The organism is Halogeometricum sp. CBA1124 (assembly GCF_009741955.1).
Lineage (GTDB): Archaea > Halobacteriota > Halobacteria > Halobacteriales > Haloferacaceae > Halogeometricum > Halogeometricum rufum.
The window spans coordinates 1-2232 of record NZ_WPCD01000321.1; the positions used below are offsets into that span (position 1 = coordinate 1).

The following is a 2232-nucleotide window of genomic DNA, read 5'->3' on the forward strand; positions in this document are numbered from 1 at the left end:
AGGGCGAGTCCGGCGACGACGGCGACGAGTTGGACGCCGGCCGTTCCCACACGGCCCGCACGCGGGCCGCACGCGCGGACAGGACCGCTTCGACCGCGAGTGCGCCCGCCGCCCCCGCGACGACGGCGACGGGCGTCACGGGCGCGTCGAGGACGAGGACGGCGGCGACGGCGGGGAGAGCGACGGCGAGTGCGAGGAGAGCGTCGCGACGGCGGCCCATGCGCCACCGAGGGACGGCGACCTTTTATCCCTCGGGGGTCCACCGGGAGGACGTATGGTCGATGGGCCCGCCGAAACGCTCTCCGATGCGAAACGTCGGTTGCTGCTGTTCCTCGTCGGAGTGGCCGCCCTGATGCTCGCGTACGCGGCGCTGTACCGGTGGGGGATGGCGACGTTCGAGGGCATCTCCGTCACCTACGTCGACGCACTGCACGTCGTCGTCGAGACGTTCACCACCACGGGGTACGGCGAGGACGCCGCCCAGTGGACGACGGACGCGATGAAACTCATCACCATCCCGATGATGCTGTCGGGCGTGACGGCCATCTTCCTCACGCTCCCCCTGTTCGTCGTCCCGTTGGTGGAGGAGGCGTTGCGGACCGCGCCGCCGACGGCGACGGCGCGGACGGACCACGTCATCATCTGCTCGTTCACCTCGCGGGGCGACACGCTGGTCGAGGAACTGGAGTCCCGCGGCGTCCCCTACGTCGTCGTCGAGTCGGACCGCGAGACGGCCCAGCGGCTCGACGCCGAGGCGTACGAAGTCGTCCACGGCAACCCCGAGTCGGTGGACACGCTGGAGGCCGCGAACGCGGGGGAGGCGATGGCGCTGGTCGCCGACGCCGACGACGAGACGAACGCCTCCATCATCCTCTCGGCGAAGCAGGCGGCGCCGGACCTGCGCGTCATCAGCCTCATCGAGGACGCCACGCTGTCGGACTACCACCGGTACGCCGGCGCCGACCAGGTGGTCTCGCCCCGCCGCATCCTCGGGGAGAGTCTCGCCCGCAAGGCCGCCTCCCCCATCGCCGCCGACATCGACGACGCCGTCGAAATCGGCGACGACTTCGAAGTCGCGGAAGTGCTGGTCCAGCGCGGGTCGGCGCTCGAAGGCGACACCATCGCCGAGAGCGACATCGGTCGGCGGACGGGCGTGAACATCATCGGCGCGTGGTTCCGCGGCGAGTTCGTCACGCCGCCGGACCCCGAAGCCGTCGTCGACGAACACACAACCCTCCTCGTCACCGGCCGAGAGGAGCAGTTGGAGCGACTGAAGGAACTCACGCGCTCGGAGACGCGGCGGTTCCGCCGGGGGAAAGTCGTCGTCGCGGGCTACGGCGAGGTGGGCACGACGGCCGTTGACGCCCTCGTCTCGGGCAACGTGCCCAGCGTCGTCCTCGACCGAGAGGACAAGCCGGGCGTGGACGTCGTCGGCGACGCGACGAACAAGCAGTCGTTCCTGTCGGCCGACATCGACGACGCGCAGAGCGTCATCCTCGCCCTCGACAACGACACCACGGCCATCTTCGCCACCCTCGTCGTCAAGCAACTGGCGCCGGAGACGGAGGTCATCGCCCGCGCCAACGACGCCGAGAGCATCACCAAACTGTACCGCGCGGGCGCGGAGTACGTCCTCGCGCTCTCGACGGTCAGCGGTCGCATCCTCGCGTCGAACCTGACCGAGGAGGAGGTCATCGCCCCGCAGTCGCAGGTCGAAATCGTCCGGACCACCGCCCCGCAGCTAGCGGGCCAGTCGCTCGCCGAGGCGGACGTGCGCGCCCGGACGAACTGCACCGTCATCGCCGCCGAACGCGACGGCGAACTGCTGACCGAAATCGGTCCCGACTTCGTCGTCCGCTCGAACGACGTGCTCGTCGTCGCCGGCACCGACGAGGACATCAACCGGTTCAACGTCCTCTGCGGCTGACTCGCCGCGCGCCCGACCTGATTCTCCGGCCGTCGTCCGCGTTCACTCCCGCGCCCGCATCGGGGCCGGGGGCGCGAGCGCCACCACCCACGTCGCGAGCGAGAGCGCGCCGATCAGTTCGGGGACGGCGACGCCCGGCCCGATGTCCGCGAGGAACCAGAGCGGCCACGCCGCCACCGAGACGGCGGCGAGGAGGAGCGACGCCCGCCCCGTCGTCGTCGTCCGCCGACGGACCGCCGTCGATGCGAGCGCGCGGCGAGGAGGACGAAGAAGGCGACGGCGACGGGGACGTGCGCCGCCGTGTC

General features: G+C 71.1%; 1 protein-coding gene and 2 pseudogenes. 1 reads left to right on the plus strand and 2 read right to left on the minus strand.

What is annotated here, in order from left to right; translation table 11 throughout:
* Positions 1–220, minus strand: a pseudogene (locus GJ632_RS21025) (hypothetical protein); the annotation flags it as partial.
* A gap of 54 nt (positions 221–274) precedes the next feature.
* Between GJ632_RS21025 and GJ632_RS21030 the strand changes: the two are divergent.
* Positions 275–1927, plus strand: coding sequence for a TrkA family potassium uptake protein (locus tag GJ632_RS21030; RefSeq protein WP_191453941.1), 1653 nt, complete (start codon positions 275–277; stop codon positions 1925–1927).
* A gap of 42 nt (positions 1928–1969) precedes the next feature.
* Here the strand turns inward: GJ632_RS21030 and GJ632_RS22630 are convergent.
* Positions 1970–2232 (minus strand): annotated as a pseudogene (locus GJ632_RS22630) (hypothetical protein); the annotation flags it as partial.